The sequence below is a fragment of the Pseudomonas fluorescens genome, assembly GCF_001648775.1.
Classification (GTDB): domain Bacteria; phylum Pseudomonadota; class Gammaproteobacteria; order Pseudomonadales; family Pseudomonadaceae; genus Aquipseudomonas; species Aquipseudomonas fluorescens_M.
Genome location: NZ_LVEJ01000001.1, coordinates 57,227 through 71,083, shown reverse-complemented (window position 1 = coordinate 71,083; position 13,857 = coordinate 57,227). Strand labels below are relative to the sequence as shown.

Annotated in this window: 15 protein-coding genes; 6 read left to right on the top strand and 9 right to left on the bottom strand. The window is 61.2% G+C overall.

The genetic code is table 11. The features are described 5' to 3' along the window. Positions 1 to 101 precede the first annotated feature (101 nt). From A8O26_RS00360 to A8O26_RS30100, 3 genes are read right to left on the bottom strand one after another with little or no spacing between them, the layout of a single operon-like run. Positions 102 to 647, bottom strand: coding sequence for a hypothetical protein (locus A8O26_RS00360; RefSeq protein WP_064116287.1), 546 nt, complete (start codon positions 645 to 647; stop codon positions 102 to 104). Positions 648 to 675: 28 nt separating this feature from the next. Then, the gene (locus tag A8O26_RS00355; RefSeq protein ID WP_064116286.1) at positions 676 to 2,106 is read right to left on the bottom strand and encodes a coniferyl aldehyde dehydrogenase; all 1,431 of its coding nucleotides are present in this window, start codon (positions 2,104 to 2,106) and stop codon (positions 676 to 678) included. Between the two features lie 55 nt (positions 2,107 to 2,161). Next, positions 2,162 to 2,356, bottom strand: a complete 195-nt coding sequence (locus tag A8O26_RS30100; protein ID WP_253756634.1) for a hypothetical protein — start codon at positions 2,354 to 2,356, stop codon at positions 2,162 to 2,164. On the opposite strand from A8O26_RS30100, the gene A8O26_RS00350 reads away from it, so the two are divergent. Then, positions 2,264 to 2,923, top strand: a complete 660-nt coding sequence (locus A8O26_RS00350) for a TetR/AcrR family transcriptional regulator (protein WP_253756625.1) — start codon at positions 2,264 to 2,266, stop codon at positions 2,921 to 2,923. The genes A8O26_RS30100 and A8O26_RS00350 overlap by 93 nt on opposite strands. A 32-nt stretch (positions 2,924 to 2,955) precedes the next feature. Continuing rightward, positions 2,956 to 3,810 carry a sulfurtransferase gene (locus A8O26_RS00345; RefSeq protein WP_064116284.1) on the top strand — a complete coding sequence of 285 codons (855 nt, stop codon included), beginning with the start codon at positions 2,956 to 2,958 and terminating at the stop codon, positions 3,808 to 3,810. Between the two features lie 110 nt (positions 3,811 to 3,920). Here A8O26_RS00345 and A8O26_RS00340 read toward each other — a convergent pair whose 3' ends face one another. The 6 genes from A8O26_RS00340 to A8O26_RS00315 form a co-directional block, all read right to left on the bottom strand. Beyond that, complete coding sequence (locus tag A8O26_RS00340) at positions 3,921 to 4,763, bottom strand: AraC family transcriptional regulator (RefSeq protein WP_064116647.1); 843 nt, start codon at positions 4,761 to 4,763, stop codon at positions 3,921 to 3,923. After that, positions 4,760 to 5,755 (bottom strand): hydrolase, encoded by a 996-nt coding sequence (locus tag A8O26_RS00335; RefSeq protein ID WP_064116283.1) that lies wholly within the window; start codon positions 5,753 to 5,755, stop codon positions 4,760 to 4,762. The genes A8O26_RS00340 and A8O26_RS00335 overlap by 4 nt, the downstream gene beginning before the upstream one ends. A gap of 62 nt (positions 5,756 to 5,817) precedes the next feature. Beyond that, positions 5,818 to 6,432 (bottom strand): 16S rRNA (guanine(966)-N(2))-methyltransferase RsmD, encoded by a 615-nt coding sequence (rsmD, locus tag A8O26_RS00330; RefSeq protein WP_064116282.1) that lies wholly within the window; start codon positions 6,430 to 6,432, stop codon positions 5,818 to 5,820. Beyond that, positions 6,432 to 7,922 (bottom strand): M16 family metallopeptidase, encoded by a 1,491-nt coding sequence (locus A8O26_RS00325; protein WP_064116281.1) that lies wholly within the window; start codon positions 7,920 to 7,922, stop codon positions 6,432 to 6,434. Before A8O26_RS00325 ends, rsmD begins: the two co-directional genes overlap by 1 nt. After that, the gene (locus A8O26_RS00320) at positions 7,915 to 9,270 is read right to left on the bottom strand and encodes a M16 family metallopeptidase (RefSeq protein ID WP_064116280.1); all 1,356 of its coding nucleotides are present in this window, start codon (positions 9,268 to 9,270) and stop codon (positions 7,915 to 7,917) included. Before A8O26_RS00320 ends, A8O26_RS00325 begins: the two co-directional genes overlap by 8 nt. A 152-nt stretch (positions 9,271 to 9,422) precedes the next feature. Then, positions 9,423 to 9,617, bottom strand: coding sequence for a hypothetical protein (locus tag A8O26_RS00315; protein WP_025112092.1), 195 nt, complete (start codon positions 9,615 to 9,617; stop codon positions 9,423 to 9,425). Here A8O26_RS00315 and ftsY point away from each other — a divergent pair. The 4 genes from ftsY to rpoH all read left to right on the top strand — a co-directional run bounded on the left by ftsY (position 9,616) and on the right by rpoH (position 13,704). Then, positions 9,616 to 11,043, top strand: a complete 1,428-nt coding sequence (gene ftsY / locus A8O26_RS00310) for a signal recognition particle-docking protein FtsY (RefSeq protein WP_064116279.1) — start codon at positions 9,616 to 9,618, stop codon at positions 11,041 to 11,043. The two genes, A8O26_RS00315 and ftsY, sit on opposite strands and share 2 nt — an antisense overlap. Next, positions 11,040 to 11,711 (top strand): cell division ATP-binding protein FtsE, encoded by a 672-nt coding sequence (gene ftsE, locus A8O26_RS00305; RefSeq protein WP_008065082.1) that lies wholly within the window; start codon positions 11,040 to 11,042, stop codon positions 11,709 to 11,711. Before ftsY ends, ftsE begins: the two co-directional genes overlap by 4 nt. Beyond that, positions 11,708 to 12,733: a permease-like cell division protein FtsX gene (gene ftsX, locus A8O26_RS00300; protein ID WP_064116278.1), complete on the top strand. Its 1,026-nt coding sequence runs from the start codon at positions 11,708 to 11,710 to the stop codon at positions 12,731 to 12,733. The genes ftsE and ftsX overlap by 4 nt, the downstream gene beginning before the upstream one ends. Before the next feature lie 116 nt (positions 12,734 to 12,849). Beyond that, positions 12,850 to 13,704 (top strand): RNA polymerase sigma factor RpoH, encoded by an 855-nt coding sequence (gene rpoH / locus A8O26_RS00295; protein WP_003229146.1) that lies wholly within the window; start codon positions 12,850 to 12,852, stop codon positions 13,702 to 13,704. Positions 13,705 to 13,857: the final 153 nt, after the last annotated feature.

Below are 13,857 nucleotides of genomic sequence, written 5' to 3'. Positions count from 1 at the left end.
CAAGGTGTGGCGGCTGGCCCCTTCGCGAGCAAGCTCGCTCCCACATTGGAGTGCGAACCCCTGTGGGAGCGAGCTTGCTCGCGAAAGCCGCGCCGCCGGTCTCAAACGGTAGGCGGGCCGGGATAACCGCAATGCGCCCAGGCTTCTGCGCGGGTGTACCAGGCCATCATCACCATCTGCTGCAACGAGCTATGCCCCATGCGCAGCAGGCTCAACGAGCTGTTTTCCCAGCGATCGAGGAAATTGCGCATCGCCTCCGGGCTGGCATTTTCCCAACTGCCCCAGATCCCGGTGAGCGGCCCGCGCGTCACGGCCATGCCCAGTACATCGAACAGTTGCCGGGTGAGTTTGAGCATTTCCGGCGACAAGTGATCGAGGCTGTAGTCCAGTGATTTCAGCGTGCCTTCAACCGCGCCCGGCATTTTCTCGACCGCCACGGCGCCGTCGAGCATCACCGGGATCAGCGCGTGCAAAAACAGCAGGTCGCCGTCGCGTAGCGCGATGAAACCGTTAGCCGCAACGCTCGACGAGCAGCCACTGAGGCTGGCGCCGAGCCCGGCAGTGGCAAGGAAAGCCGTGGCGCCGAGGCTGAATTTCAGCAGGCCACGGCGCGACAGCGCAGGTGTTTCGGTCAGGCTTGGGTGCATTGTTTTTATTACCCGGCGGTGACGAACGTTAGCGGATGAACAGCTTCTGGATCAGTTTCTGAATCGATTTGCCGTACGGCGGGTAAATCAGTTTGGCCGCGTTGAAGCGCTGTTTTATCAATACGCCCTTGGCCTTGCTGAACGTCAGGAAACCTTCATGGCCGTGATAGTGGCCCATACCCGAAGGACCAATGCCACCGAACGGCATATCGTCCTGCGCCACGTGCAGCAAGGTGTCGTTCAGGCAAACACCGCCGGAGTGGGTTTCGTGCAGCACGCGATTCTGTTCACGTTTGTCGTAGCCGAAGTAGTAAAGAGCCAGAGGACGTGGCCGCTGATTGATGTAAGCAAATGCCTGCTGCAAATCCTGATACGGCACGATCGGCAGCAACGGGCCAAAGATCTCGTCCTGCATCACGGTCATCTCGTCGCTGACATTCAACAGCACACTGTGCGGCATGCGTCGGCCCTGACCTTGCTCGAACAGTGGAATCAGTAACGCGCCTTTGCTGGTCGCGTCGCTGACATAACCGTTCAGTCGCGCCAGTTGGCGTTCGTTGATGATCGCCGTGTAGTCCGGGTTGTCGGCGAGGTTCGGGTAAAAACTCTGCACGGCCTGGCGATAGGCTTCGACGAAAGCGCCGACGCGGTCTTCCGGCACCAACACGTAATCGGGCGCGACGCAGGTTTGTCCGGCGTTCAGGGTTTTGCCGAAGGCGATGCGCTCGGCCGCGTCCTTCAGCGGCACGTCATGGGAGACGATCGCCGGGGATTTGCCGCCCAGTTCCAGGGTCACGGGCGTAAGGTTTTCAGCAGCGGCGCGCATCACGTGCTTGCCGACGCTGGTGGAGCCGGTGAACAGCAGATGATCGAAGGGCAGGCGCGAGAAAGCGACGCCGACGTCAGCCTCGCCGAGCACCACGCAGACCAGATCTTCGGGGAACACCCGCGCCAGCAATTGCTTGAGCAGCAGCCCGGTGGCCGGGGTCGATTCGCTGAGTTTGAGCATCACCCGGTTGCCCGCTGCCAATGCCCCGACCAACGGTCCGATGGCCAGATACAACGGGTAATTCCACGGCACGATGACGCCGACCACGCCCAGCGGCTGATAAACCACTTTCGCCGAGGCGGGCTGGAAGGCGATGCCGACCTTGCGCGGCGAGGCTTTCATCCAGCGCTTGAGATGGCGGCTGGCGTAATGAATGCCGTGCAGGCTCGGCATCAATTCGGCGAGCAGGGTCTCGTCGGCGCTGCGGTGACTGAAATCCGCACTGATCGCCTCGATCAACGCCTGGCGCTCGCTGCTGAGCAAATCGCGCAGGGTTTTCAGCCATTGCTGGCGCTGAGCGGCCGGCGGCATCGGGTTGGCGGCATACGCGGCGCGTTGCACGGCGAACAACCGGTCGAGCGCTTCGAGTGGCTGTTGCAGCGTTTGCAGGTAGGCAATGTCGGCAGTCATCAAAGGCTCCGGTTTTATTGTAGTGAGGACTTTTTAGAGTCTATGCTCTAGAAAGTCAAATGACTTCCTTGCGCAGCTTTGTTTTATCCATTTCCGGATAGGTCGTAAGATGCCGGTCACCGCACTCTGAATTAAAGCTCAAGCCATGGCCCCACGAATAAAAACCAGCGAGCGCATCGTTCAGAACAGTCTCGAGCTGTTCAATCAGCAGGGCGAGCGCAGCATCAGCACCAATCACATTGCGGCCCATATGGAGATTTCTCCGGGCAACCTGTACTACCACTTCCCTAACAAGCAGGCGATCATCGCCGTGCTGTTCAGTGAGTACGAAGCCTTGGTGGACAGCTTTCTGCGCCCGCCACAGGGGCGCGCCGCGACGGTTGAAGACAAGCGTTTCTATCTCAAGGAACTGCTCTCGGCGATGTGGCGTTACCGCTTTCTGCACCGCGATCTCGAACACTTGCTCGACAGCGACGCAGAACTGGCCGCCCGGTATCGGCGCTTTTCCCAGCGCTGCGTGATTCAGGGTGCGGCGATCTACGAAGGCTTTGTCGCCGCCGGGATCCTGAAAATGGACCGCGTGCAGATCGAATCCCTGACCCTCAACGCGTGGATCATCCTGACCTCGTGGGTTCGCTTTCTGTGCACCACCCGCGAGAACTCCAATCACCTCAGTGAGCAGGCCGTTAAACGCGGTGTGTATCAAGTGCTGGTGCTGGAGGCCGGTTTTGTTACCGAGCAGGCGCGGGACGCGGTCAACGCGCTGTTCGACGAGTTCTACGTACCCTTGGCCCAGGCGCTCGAAGACGTAAAGTAAACATTCCCGATGCAACTCCACAGGAGCTCGTTATGCCGATTGCGCAGTTGATCAGCCCGCCAGCACTGGATGCCCGCAAAGAACAGCCGGGGCTGGTGATTCTCGATTGTCGTTTTGCCCTTGAAGACCCGGATTACGGTCAGCGCAGCTACGCCGAAGGGCATATTGCCGGAGCGAGCTTCGCCGACCTTGAGCGCGATCTCAGCGGCAAAGTGGTCAAAGGCGTCACCGGTCGTCATCCGCTGCCCGAACCGGCAGAGTTGATCGAGCGCCTGCACGCGTGGGGCATCAACGACGACAGCGACGTGGTTTTGTATGACGACGGCCCCGGTGCCTACGCGGCGCGCGCATGGTGGTTGCTGGCGTGGCTGGGCAAGCGCGACGGCGTGTTCATTCTCGATGGCGGCCTCAAGGCCTGGCACGCGGCGGGTCTGCCGCTGAGTCTGGATGCACCGACGGTTACCCGTGGCAATCTCAATGGCGAGCCGGACATGAGCCTGCTGCTCAGCGCCGACCAATTGCAGCAGCGCCTCGGCCAGTCGACGCTGACGCTGATCGATGCCCGGGCGTTGCCGCGCTTCAAGGGCGAAGTGGAGCCGATTGATCCGGTTGCCGGGCATATTCCCGGCGCGCTATGCGCGGCGTTCACCGACAACCTGGGCAGTGACGGGCGATTCCTGCCGGCCGATCAGCTCAAGCAGCGTTTTGCGGCCAAGCTCGGTGAGCGTTCGCCGTCGGAGCTGGTCGCCTATTGCGGCTCCGGAGTGACCGCGTGTCATAACCTGTTTGCGTTGTGCCTGGCGGGTTACCCGTTGGGGGCGTTGTATGCCGGGTCTTGGAGTGAGTGGATCAACGAACCTGCTCGCGGCATCGCCACCGGCGAATAACCAATACAAATCCCCCTGTGGGAGCGAGCCTGCTCGCGAAGGCGTCAGATCAGTCGACATCAATGTTGAGTGAGCGACCGCTTTCGCGAGCAGGCTCGCTCCCACATTGGTTATGGGGTGTCTGAGGGAGTCTGTCGGGCGCTGCGATAGGCGGCGGGTCCGACGCCATAAGCCTGTTTGAACTGTCGGCTCAAATGGCTCTGGTCGGCAAAACCCAATTGCGTGGCGACTTCCAGTGGCAGGCAACCGCTCTGCAACAGGGCGCGTGCCTGGGCAATGCGCTGTTGCATCAGCCAGGTGTGCGGCGGCATGCCGGTCGCACGGCGGAACACCCGGGCGAAGTGGAAGGGCGACAGATTGACCGCCGCGGCGAGCTCTTCCAGCGATGGCGGCGCGGCCAGTTGCGCGTGCAGCAATTCCTTGCCCAGCAGCACCGCGCGGTGCTCTTTGCCAGCCCGACCGGGCACCGGCACTGCCGCGTGACGCTGCAATAGCAGCAACATCATCTCGCGCCACACCGTTTGCTGTTGCAGGGCGGTCGCCGGGCTTTCCAGCAAACGGTGCAGTTGCGCAAACCCGCTGACCAGATCCGCATCGCGATACAGCGTGGCGCCAAACGCCGGCAGGCTTGTGCTGGACAGTTCCAGTTCATCCAGCAGCGAAACGATCTGTGACGTGTCGGGATAAAACGCCCGATACAACCAACCATCCTCAGTGCCTTTGTGCCCGGTGTGCAATTCGTCCGGATTGATCAGCACCAGCGTGCCGCTGCCGGCCAGATGTTCGGCGCCGCGATAGCGGTAGCGCTGGGCGCCGGCCATGATCATGCCGATCACGAAGCCGTCGTGCACATGCGGGGCGAAACGATGATCGATGTAGCGTGCCGACAACAGTTCGACGCCGGCCAGTGGCGCGGTTTGCCAGAAATGGATCGACTCGCCGTGATCGCTCATGTGGGCACGCTGGCCAGCCATTGCGGGATACGACGTTCGAGGTAATAACCGGGCCGGCGCACAGAGCCGTCGACGAATCCGACGTGGCCGCCGCGTGGCTGCAACTCAAACGCGGTCGAGGCCGACAGTTCACTGGCCTGCGGCAAACTGTGCGGGAACACGAACGGATCGTCCGCCGCCTGGATGATCAGGGTTGGCGTGCGGATTTCGCCAAGGAAATAGCGACTCGACGCCCGCCGATAGTAATCCTCGGCATCAGTAAAACCGTGCAGCGGCGCCGTCACCCGGCCATCGAAATCCCAGAACGTGCGCATGTTCTCCAGCGAACCCAGCGCCGCTAGCGCTGCCAGTCCATCCTCGCGCCCATCGTGCTGAAACTGCCGTTGCTTGTTCTTGATGTAGGCGACCATCTCGCGCATGAAGTGCGCCTGATAGACCTTGGAAAAGCCCTGGCCAATACGATCGGCGCATTGATCAAGACGAAACGGCACCGACACCGCCACTGCACCGAGTACACCGCTGGCGCTGCCGGTTTCCCCAAGATGCTTGAGCAGCACATTACCGCCCAACGAATAGCCGACGGCATACAACGGGGCTAAAGGGCGTTTGGCGCGTAGGTGTTTGATGGTTTCGGCGAGGTCTTCGCTGGCGCCGGAATGGTAGCTGCGCGGCAAAAGATTGGGTTCGCCGGAGCAGCCCCGCCAGTTCAGCGCAACGCTGGCCCAGCCTTGGTCGGCCAAGGCCTTTTGCACACCCGCCACATAGGGCGAATTGGAGGAACCGGTGAGGCCATGCAGCACCAGCACCAGTGGCGCATCGGCGGTATGTGGACCGTGCCAGTCGAGATCGAGAAAGTCGCCATCCTCAAGCCACAGGCGTTCGCGTTCACGTTCGATATGCACGGTTTTGCGCCACAGCGGTCCCCACAAGGTTTGCAGGTGCGGATTGCCAAGGCCGAAGGCGGGGGTGAAGCGTTCTGAAGGAGGGGACACGATGATTCTCGATGCAGCGCGGCGGCCTCGTTCGAAGCGCGCCGCTTGTTCAAGCCGGTCGGTTAACCGGCGATCTCTGCCGTACGTTGCCACAGCGCGTAGTAAACCCGCCCGGATTTCTGTTCGCGGTGCAGGCGCCAGTTGCCCGGCAGGCCCAGCGTCGATGGCGCCGTTTCACTTTCAGTGTAGATCCACGAGTCGGCGGCCAGCCATTGGCGTTCTTCCAGCAGGGTGCAAACGGCTGGCAGCAGGTTCTGATTGAACGGCGGGTCGAGGAACACCAGATCGAACGCGCTGGCGGTCTGGGTTTCCAGATAGCGCAGGGCGTCGGCGGTCTGTACCTGGCCGTTGGTGCAGCGCAAGGTGCCGAGGTGTTCCTTCAGGCTGGACACCGCGATGTTGCTGGCATCCAGCGCCTGGCCCATGGCCGCGCCACGCGACAGCGCTTCGAGAAACAGCGCGCCGCTGCCCGCGAACGGATCAAGTACTTTGGCCCCTTCAACGTACGGCGCCAGCCAGTTGAACAGGGTTTCCCGCACGCGGTCCGGCGTCGGGCGCAGGCCCGGTGCGTCGGGGAAGCTCAGCTTGCGGCTGCGCCATTGGCCGCCAATGATGCGCAACTGGTTCACACCGTTGTGAACGTTGTGCGCAGGTTTTTTAGGGGAACGAGTCGCCATTAATGCTCCGGAACCCCGAGCGGTTGCTCGGCAGGTTTATCAGATGGGGCCGGTAACGGCTTTTGCGGCACGGTTGGACCCGCGGTGACGATGACCATTTTGTCCGTGCTCAGGTGTTTGTTCAGGGCGTCGCGGACTTGTTCCACGGTCAGGCTTTGCGACTGACGCATGAAGTCGTCCAGATAGCTCAGCGGCAGATTATAGAAGCCCATCGCGCCGAGTTGGCCGACGATATCGGCATTGCTTGCGGTGGACAGCGGGAAGCTGCCGGCCAGTTCGCGTTTGGCGTCGTCGAGTTCTTTCTGCGTCGGCCCGGTTTTCAGGTAGTCGGCGAGCACGTCCTGCACCAGTTTCAGGGTGCCTTCGCTCATTTCCGCGCGGGTTTGGAGGTTGATCATGAACGGGCCACGCGCCTGCATCGGGCTGAAGGCCGAGTACACGCCGTAGGTCAGGCCACGTTTCTCGCGCACTTCGCTCATCAGGCGCGTACCGAAACCGCCGCCACCGAGGATCTGGTTGCCCATCGACAGTGCCGCGTAATCCGGGTCGTCACGGTCGATGCCCAGTTGCGCGAGCAGCAGGTTGGTCTGCTTCGACGGAAACTCGATGTGATTGACGCTGGCTTTCGGTTCCTGCGGTTGCGCGATCTTCGCCAGCGCCGGACCCTTCGGCAGCGCAGAGGAGACCTGATTGGCAATCGCCTCGGCTTCTGCGCGAGACAGATCACCGACCAGCGCGATCACCACGTTGCCAGCGGCGTAGGCCTTGGCGTGGAACTCACGCAATTGCGCGAGGGTGATCTTCGGCACGCTTTGCGGATTGCCGTCGCTCGAATGCGCATACGGGTGATCGCCATACAGACGCTTCATCAGCTCGAGGCTGGCGAGTTTGCCGGGGTTCTGTTTCTGGTATTCGAAACCGGCGAGCATCTGGTTCTTGATGCGCGCGAACGAGTCGGCCGGGAAGGTCGGTTTGCCGACCACTTCCGAGAACAGCTTCAACGCCGGTTCACGTTGCTCTGGCGCACTCAGACTGCGCAGCGAGGCCAGCGCCATGTCCTTGAAAGCACCATTGCCGAAATCCGCACCCAGGCCTTCAAAGCCCTGAGCGATGGCGCCGACGTCTTTACCGGCGACACCTTCGTTGAGCATCGCGTTGGTCAGCACCGCCAGACCCGACGCGCTGCCGTCCTGGCTGCTGCCGGCGGCGAAGATCAGGCGCATGTCGAACATCGGCAGTTCGTGGGCTTCGACGAACAGCACTTTGGCGCCTTCGGCGGTGTTCCAGGTTTGTACGTCGAGTTTGCGACTGGCCGGGGCCTTGCCGTCGAGTTCGGCCAGTGATTGCAGCTTCTGACTGGTTTTGGCGTTGTCGAGGGCTTCGCTGGCTTTGCTGTCAGCACTTGGCGACAGATAGAAAGCAGCGGAGCCGATCACCGCCACGGCGATCAGGCCGAGCAGCATCAGGCGTGGGGTTTTGCGCTCACTCATGGGTCGTCTCCAATGGCAGGACGTGGGCGACGCTGAGACGTTCGCGGGTGAAATACAGCTTGGCGGCGTTCTGGATGTCTTGCGGGGTCACGCTTTCCAGATCGGCAAGTTCGGTGTCCATCAGTTTCCACGACAGGCCGACGGTCTCCAGTTGGCCAATGGCGGTGGCCTGGCTGGTGATCGAATCACGTTCGAAGACCAGGCCGGCAATCACTTGCGCACGCACGCGCTCCAGTTCTGCGGTGGACGGTGCGGTGGTTTTCAGCTGCTCCAGCAGTTTCCACAGACCGGCCTCGGCTTGCGCCATGGTCTTTTTCTTCTGCGTGTTCGGCGTTGCCGACAAGGTGAACAGGCTGTCGCCACGGGTGTAGGCGTCGTAGTTCGACGAACCGCCGGAGACCAGTTCTTCGCCGCGCTCCAGTTGTGTCGGGATGCGACCGCTGTAGCCGCCGTCGAGCAGCGCCGAGATCAGGCGCAGGGCGTTGACCGAGCGCTTGTCTTCAGCGGTGGCGATGCTTGGCACGTTGAAGCCGAGCATCAGGCTAGGCAGTTGTGTCTGCACGTGCAGAGTGATCTGGCGTTCACCTGGCTCGGCCAGTTCCAGTGGTTTTTTCGCCGGTGGCACGTCGCGCTTGGCGATCGGGCCGAAGTAGCGTTGGGCGAGGGTTTTCACTTCGTCCGGGGTGACATCGCCGACCACCACCAGCGTGGCGTTGTTCGGCACGTACCAGGATTGGTACCAGTGGCGCAGCTCTTCAACCTTCATGCGGTCGAGGTCGGCCATCCAGCCGATGGTCGGCGTGTGATAGCCGCTGGCCGGGTAGGCCATGGCCTTGTAGCGCTCGTAAGCCTTGGACATCGGCTTGTCATCGGTGCGCAAGCGGCGCTCTTCCTTGATGACTTCGATTTCCTTGGCGAACTCGTCGGCCGGCAGGCGCAGATTGGCCATGCGGTCGGCTTCCAGTTCAAAGGCTACGCCCAGACGGTCGCGGGCCAGCACCTGGTAATAAGCGGTGAAGTCGTCGCTGGTGAAGGCGTTCTCTTCGGCGCCCAGATCACGCAGGATCAGCGAGGCTTCGCCGGGGCCGACTTTCTCGCTGCCCTTGAACATCATGTGCTCGAGCGCGTGAGACAGACCGGTCTGGCCCGGGGTTTCGTAGCTGGAGCCGACCTTGTACCAGACCTGCGAGACCACCACTGGCGCGCGATGGTCTTCGCGCACGACGACCTTGAGGCCGTTGTCGAGGGTGAATTCGTGGGTCGGTTGCGGGTCGGCCGCCAGGGCCGAAAGGGGCAGGCAGACTGTGCTGAGCAGCAGGCCTGCGGCGCGGCGGGCTAGAGCATTCATTCGTTTTTTAACCTGTTGGGCTGCCCGCTTGGTCTTAGCGTCGGCGGGCGAGAGGGTGCTAGGATACTGATCCGTTTTACTGGCGGCCACGCCTATCAAGCCACTGATCGGTCGATAGGTTGTATGGGTTCCCGGCAGAAGCTTTGAGTTTGTCAGCTAAACTCTGCGTTTTCGCCGACGATGCCGTTCCAGTCCTTCGTATTAATCGACCTTTGAGGTGCCTGTGGCGCCTCGACAAAATGTTGCGCGTGAACAAGCTGGATGAAACACAGTCTGTTCTGCATCGAATATTTATTTGCCGGGGCGCCCTTATGGCGCGTCGCTACCGTGAGATAGCCGTCCTCCATGTTTGGTTCCAACGACGACAAGAAGACCCCAGCTGCGGCTGGCGAGAAGAAAAGCCTGTTCGGATGGCTGCGTAAGAAACCGCAGGAACCCGTCGTCGAACAGCCGCCCGCGATTCCTGAACCCGCTCCCGCGCCGGCTCCGGTAATAGAAGAAGAGCCGGCACCGATTGTCCTGCCGATTGCCGAGCCGGTGCTGCAACCGGTTGAGCCAGAGCCTGAGCCAGAAGCGCCTGAGGCGGCTGAACTGCCGCTGACGCCGGCGGCTGAGCCGTGGCTGACCTTGCCGGTGGCGGAAGAGCCGGTGGCATTGGTTGAAGAGGCTGCGGCACACATCACGCCAGTGATCCCTGCGCCTGCCGCGTTTGTGCCTGAAGTGGCGCCAGCGCTTGTGGTTGAGCCCGAACCTGCGCCTGCACCGGTCGTTGCTGCTCCAGTTACGCCAATCGAAGTGGTTGCTGAAGCGCCCGTCGAAGCCCCACGCACCGAAGAAACCAAAGCCGGTTTCTTCGCCCGCCTCAAGCAAGGCCTGTCGAAAACCAGCGCGAGCATCGGCGAGGGCATGGCCAGCCTGTTCCTCGGCCGCAAAACCATTGACGACGATCTGCTCGACGACCTCGAAACTCGTCTGCTCACCGCCGACGTCGGTGTCGAAGCCACCACGCAGATCATCCAGCGCCTGACCCAGAAGGTTGCTCGTAAGGAATTGGCCGACGCCGACGCGCTGTACAAATCCCTGCAGGCCGAGCTGGCCGCGATGCTCAAACCGGTCGAACAACCGCTGAAAATCGTCTCGCAGAACAAGCCTTTCGTGATTCTGGTCGTCGGCGTCAACGGCGCCGGCAAGACCACCACCATCGGCAAACTGGCGAAGAAGCTGCAACTGGAAGGCAAGAAAGTCATGCTCGCCGCCGGTGACACCTTCCGCGCCGCTGCCGTGGAGCAATTGCAGGTCTGGGGCGAGCGCAACAAGATTCCGGTGATCGCCCAGCACACCGGCGCTGACTCGGCTTCGGTGATCTTCGACGCCGTGCAGGCCGCCAAGGCCCGTGGCATCGACGTATTGATCGCTGACACCGCCGGTCGTCTGCACACCAAAGATAACTTGATGGAAGAGTTGAAAAAGGTTCGCCGAGTGATCGGCAAGCTCGATGCCGACGCGCCGCACGAAGTGCTGCTGGTGCTCGACGCCGGTACTGGCCAGAACGCCATCAACCAGGCCAAGCAATTCAACCAGACCGTCGAACTGACCGGTCTGGCGCTGACCAAGCTCGACGGTACCGCCAAGGGCGGGGTGATTTTCGCCCTGGCCAAGCAATTCGGCCTGCCGATCCGCTACATCGGCGTCGGTGAAGGCATCGATGATTTGCGTACTTTTGAAGCCGAACCCTTTGTCCAGGCACTGTTTGCCGAGCGGGAGCGTTCATGATTCGTTTCGAACAGGTCGGTAAACGCTACCCGAACGGTCACGTCGGCTTGCATGAGCTGAGCTTTCGAGTCCGTCGTGGCGAGTTCTTGTTTGTTACCGGCCACTCCGGTGCCGGTAAATCCACCTTGTTGCGCCTGCTGCTGGCGATGGAACGTCCGACCAGCGGCAAACTGCTGTTGGCCGGGCAAGACCTGAGCACCATCAGCAACGCGCAGATTCCGTTCCTGCGCCGGCAGATCGGCGTGGTGTTTCAGAATCACCAGTTGCTGTTCGATCGCACCGTGTTCAACAACGTCGCCTTGCCGCTGCAGATTCTTGGCTTGTCCAAGGCCGAAATCGCCAAGCGTGTCGATTCGGCACTTGAGCGCGTGGCGCTGTCGGATAAAACCGATCTGTACCCGGGCGATCTGTCCACCGGTCAGCAACAGCGCGTCGGCATTGCCCGCGCCATCGTGCATCGTCCGGCCTTGCTACTGGCGGACGAGCCGACCGGTAACCTCGACCCGCGTCTGGCGGCGGAAATCATGGGCGTGTTCGAAGACATCAACCGTCTCGGCACCAGCGTGCTGATCGCCAGTCACGACCTGGCGCTGATCGCGCGCATGCGTCACCGCATGCTGACCCTGCAACGCGGCCGATTGATTGGCGACGGGGAGGCCGGCGAATGAGTGCGACACGCAGTCCGAAGGTTTCCGAGCGCGTGGCCCCGAAAGCCGCTGATCCGCAGCCGCCAAAGAAGAAAAAGCACGACGATGACGATGGCCCGGATTTCGCCACGCTGTTTCGTGCGTGGATCGAAAGCCATCGCGCCAGCCTGCTCGACAGCCTGCGCCGCTTGGGCAAACAGCCGATCGGCAGCTTCTTCACCTGCATGGTGATGGCGGTCGCACTGAGCCTGCCGATGGGGCTTTCGCTGTTGCTCAACAACGTCGAGCGTCTCGGCGGTTCGTGGCAGCGGGCGGCGCAGATCTCGCTGTACCTGCAACTCGACGCCAGCCCGGAGCAGGGAGAGTCGTTGCGTGAACAGATCAAAGGCATGCCCGGCGTAGCTGATGCAGAATATGTCGGCCGCGATCAGGCGCTGGAAGAGTTCCAGCAGCAGTCCGGACTGGGCGAAGCCCTGCGTGAGCTGCCTGAGAACCCGCTGCCGGGCGTGGTGCTGGTGACGCCGAACGAAGTCGACAAGCCGACCCTGGAAGCATTAAGACAAAAACTTTCCGAGCTGCCCAAGGTACAACAGGCGCAACTTGATCTAGTCTGGGTCGAGCGTCTGGCCGCCATCCTCAAGCTTGGCGATCGTTTTGTCTTCGGTCTGACGGTGCTTTTGGTTTCTGCATTACTTTTGGTGATAGGCAATACCATTCGTCTTCATATTGAAAACCGCCGCACCGAGATAGAAGTGATTAAACTCGTCGGCGGCACTGACAGCTATGTGCGTCGTCCCTTCCTTTATATGGGCGCGCTGTATGGCTTCGGTGCGGGACTGTTGTCCTGGGGTGTATTGGCGTTCGGCCTGAACTGGCTGAACGATGCGGTGGTTGGGCTGGCCGGCTTGTACGGCAGTGATTTCGCACTGGCCGGAGTGCCAGTTGCCGACGGTCTGTCGCTCTTGCTTGGCGCGGTGCTGTTGGGTTATATCGGTGCATGGATTGCAGTCGCACGCCATCTCAGGGAGCTGGCGCCGAAGTAGAATCTTTTTTGCGCGTGATTGACCTTGCGGTTTTTATGGGAACTTGTACTTGAATTCCCGGTCAATTTTTCGCAGTGCCGAAAGGCATGAGTTATGTAAGTGGGAGGTTTTTTCGTATGACCAATTCTTTGCAGCCTGCGTATGCGTTGGTTCCGGGTGCGAACCTGGAAGCTTACGTGCACACCGTCAACAGCATTCCATTGCTGACGCCGGAGCAGGAGCGTGAACTGGCCGAGAGTCTCTACTATGAGCAGGATTTGGGGGCGGCTCGGCAGATGGTGCTCGCCCACCTGCGTTTTGTCGTACATATCGCCCGTAGCTATTCCGGCTACGGTCTGGCTCAGGCTGACCTGATCCAGGAAGGTAACGTCGGCCTGATGAAGGCCGTGAAACGTTTCAACCCGGAAATGGGTGTGCGTCTGGTGTCGTTCGCCGTGCACTGGATCAAGGCGGAAATTCACGAGTTCATCCTGCGCAACTGGCGCATTGTGAAAGTCGCGACCACCAAGGCCCAGCGCAAGCTGTTCTTCAACCTGCGCAGCCAGAAGAAACGTCTGGCGTGGCTGAACAACGAGGAAGTCCACCGTGTGGCGGAAAGCCTTGGCGTTGAACCGCGGGAAGTGCGTGAAATGGAAAGTCGCCTGACCGGCCATGACATGGCCTTCGACCCGGCTGCTGAAGCCGACGACGACAGCGCTTTCCAGTCGCCGGCCAACTACCTGGAAGACCACCGGTACGACCCGGCGCGTCAACTGGAAGATGCCGACTGGAGTGACAACTCCAATCACAACCTGCACGAAGCGCTGGAAGTGCTGGACGAACGTAGCCGCGACATCCTCTATCAGCGTTGGCTGGCAGAAGAGAAAGCCACGCTGCACGACCTGGCACAGAAGTACAACGTGTCGGCCGAGCGTATTCGTCAGCTCGAGAAGAGCGCGATGAACAAGCTCAAGTTGTCGATCGCCGCATAACCGGCGCCTCGGCAATAAAAAACGCCCCGATCAGCGATGATCGGGGCGTTTTCATTTCTGGCTTCACACAAAACCTATGTGGGAGCGAGCTTGCTCGCGAAGGCGGAGTGTCAGTCACCGCCACTGCTGAATGACCCACCGCCTTCGCGAGCA

Bases quoted from the DNA above. Each gene is read 5' to 3' on its own strand.
- A8O26_RS00355 (WP_064116286.1), bottom strand. From the start codon at position 2,106: ATGACTGCCGACATTGCCTACCTGCAAACGCTGCAACAGCCACTCGAA.
- A8O26_RS30100 (WP_253756634.1), bottom strand. From the start codon at position 2,356: ATGGGCCGCAATGTGATTGGTGCTGATGCTGCGCTCGCCCTGCTGATT.
- rpoH (WP_003229146.1), top strand. From the start codon at position 12,850: ATGACCAATTCTTTGCAGCCTGCGTATGCGTTGGTTCCGGGTGCGAAC.
- A8O26_RS00345 (WP_064116284.1), top strand. From the start codon at position 2,956: ATGCCGATTGCGCAGTTGATCAGCCCGCCAGCACTGGATGCCCGCAAA.
- ftsX (WP_064116278.1), top strand. From the start codon at position 11,708: ATGAGTGCGACACGCAGTCCGAAGGTTTCCGAGCGCGTGGCCCCGAAA.
- A8O26_RS00360 (WP_064116287.1), bottom strand. From the start codon at position 647: ATGCACCCAAGCCTGACCGAAACACCTGCGCTGTCGCGCCGTGGCCTG.
- A8O26_RS00340 (WP_064116647.1), bottom strand. From the start codon at position 4,763: ATGAGCGATCACGGCGAGTCGATCCATTTCTGGCAAACCGCGCCACTG.
- ftsY (WP_064116279.1), top strand. From the start codon at position 9,616: ATGTTTGGTTCCAACGACGACAAGAAGACCCCAGCTGCGGCTGGCGAG.
- A8O26_RS00315 (WP_025112092.1), bottom strand. From the start codon at position 9,617: ATGGAGGACGGCTATCTCACGGTAGCGACGCGCCATAAGGGCGCCCCG.
- rsmD (WP_064116282.1), bottom strand. From the start codon at position 6,432: ATGGCGACTCGTTCCCCTAAAAAACCTGCGCACAACGTTCACAACGGT.
- ftsE (WP_008065082.1), top strand. From the start codon at position 11,040: ATGATTCGTTTCGAACAGGTCGGTAAACGCTACCCGAACGGTCACGTC.
- A8O26_RS00320 (WP_064116280.1), bottom strand. From the start codon at position 9,270: ATGAATGCTCTAGCCCGCCGCGCCGCAGGCCTGCTGCTCAGCACAGTC.
- A8O26_RS00325 (WP_064116281.1), bottom strand. From the start codon at position 7,922: ATGAGTGAGCGCAAAACCCCACGCCTGATGCTGCTCGGCCTGATCGCC.